At 65.8% G+C, this 2,161-nt stretch carries 2 pseudogenes; both read left to right on the top strand.

From position 1 onward, the window contains the following. Positions 1–71: 71 nt before the first annotated feature. A pseudogene (gene istA / locus SKC41_RS31670) lies at positions 72–1,314 on the top strand (IS21 family transposase). Between the two features lie 2 nt (positions 1,315–1,316). Next, positions 1,317–2,098: pseudogene (istB, locus tag SKC41_RS31675) on the top strand (IS21-like element helper ATPase IstB). Positions 2,099–2,161: the final 63 nt, after the last annotated feature.

The raw sequence follows: 2,161 nt of genomic DNA on the forward strand, positions 1-2,161 counted from the left end.
CTGTTGCCGACGGTTGAAATCCCGGCCAGTCGCGACGGTTGAAAAGTAGGCCACCCAATCAGATTGGATGGGTGATCTCCTTGGAAGACTGGGCGTTGATCCGGCATCTTCACCGCAGCGAGGGTTTGTCGCAGCGGGCCATTGCGCGGCAACTCGGCATCGCGCGTGACACGGTGGCCGGGGCGTTGGTCAACGATGGTCCACCGAAGTACGAGCGGACCGCTGCGCCGTCGGCGATCAGCGAGGTGGAGCCGCGAATTCGGGCGTTGTTGTCGACGTACCCCCACCTGCCGGCGACAGTGCTCGCCGAGCGAGTCGGGTGGACGGGTTCGATCTCGTGGTTCCGAGAGTGGGTCCGGGCGATCCGCCCGGAGTACCTGCCTGCTGATCCGATCGACCGCCTTGAGCATCCACCGGGGCGAGTGGTGCAGTGCGACCTGTGGTTCCCGGCGCCCAAGATCGCGGTCGGGTTCGGCCAGGAGGCGATGCTGCCGGTGCTGGTGATGGTGGCGGCGTTCTCCCGGTTCATCGCCGCGGTGATGCTGCCCTCGCGCCAGACGATGGATTTGGTGGCCGGGATGTGGCAGCTGCTCTCGCAGAATTTCACCGCGGTGCCGCACGAGTTGTGGTGGGACAACGAAACCGGAATCGGGCGCCGTGGTTGGTTGACCGATCCGGTCACCGCCTTGATGGGCACGCTGGGGTCGCGGCTGGTGCAACTCAAACCCTATGACCCCGAATGCCAAGGGCATGGTGGAGCGAGCCAATCGGTATCTGGAGACCTCGTTCCTGCCCGGGCGCACCTTCACCTCACCCCATGACTTCAATACTCAACTGGGACAGTGGCTTCCGGTCGCCAACGCGCGTCGAGTGCGGGTACTCGATGGGCGTCCGATCGACTTCGTCGATGCCGACCGGGCCCAGATGCTGGCGCTGCCACCCGTGGCGCCGACCGTGCAGACGGTGACCTCGGTGCGACTGGGTCGCGACTACTACGTGCGGGTGGCAGGCAACGATTACTCCGTGGATCCGAGTGCGATCGGTCAGCTCGTCGAGGTGAGCACCACCCTAGCTGAGGTGACGGTGAGTAGGGCGGGGCGTCTGCTAGCGGCTCACGGTCGCTGCTGGGCGGCACGACAAACCCTCACCGATCCCGGCCACGTCGAGGCCGCGGCGGTGTTGCGTCGACAGTTCCAGGCCGGCCCGGCACCGGCGGCCGGTGATCATCTGGTGCGTGATCTGGCCGATTACGACCGCGCCTTCGGGGTCGACTTCACCACGGGCACAGTCACTTCCGATGACGAGGTAGCGTGAGCATGGCCGAGGACTCGATGAAGGCAGTCCTGCACTACGCCCAAGCAGCAAGGCTCCCCGCATCCGCGAGTCCGCCGCCCGCCTCGCCGACCAAGCCCGCGACGCTAGCTGGACTCACGAAGAGTATCTGGCGGCAGTGCTGTCGCGTGAGGTCGCGGCCCGCGAAGCCTCTGGGGCGGCAACTCGTATCCGTTCGGCCGGGTTCCCCACCCGGAAGTCGTTGGAGGACTTCAACTTCGATCACCAACCGGCCCTAAACCGGGACATGATCGCCCACCTGGGCACCGGCGCGTTCCTGGCCAAGTCCCGCAACGTGGTGCTGCTCGGCCCGCCCGGCACCGGCAAGACCCACCTCGCCATCGGGTTGGCCATCAAAGCCGCCCAAACCGGGCAACGCATCGCGTTCGCCACTGCCGTGGACTGGGTCGCCCGCCTCAAGGCCGCCCACAACGCCGGGAGGCTTCCCGCCGAGCTGGCCAAACTGCGGCGGATCGGCTTACTCGTCGTCGATGAGGTCGGCTACATCCCGTTCGAGCAGGACGCCGCGAACCTGTTCTTCCAACTGGTCTCCAGCCGTTACGAACACGCCTCGCTGATCCTGACCTCGAACCTGCCCTTCGCCCGCTGGGGCGACGTCTTCGGGGACCAAGTCGTGGCCGCCGCGATGATCGACCGCATCGTGGGCCACGCCGACGTTCTGACCCTCAAAGGCTCCAGCTACCGACTCAAGGACACCGGAATCGACACCCTGCCCTCCGCCAGAGCAGACAACACGGCACAATAACCACCACCACGTGGCCTACTTTTCACCGTCGCTTCTGGCCTAGTTTTCGACCGTCGTCAACAG

The organism is Mycobacterium sp. 050128, assembly GCF_036409155.1.
Classification (GTDB): domain Bacteria; phylum Actinomycetota; class Actinomycetes; order Mycobacteriales; family Mycobacteriaceae; genus Mycobacterium.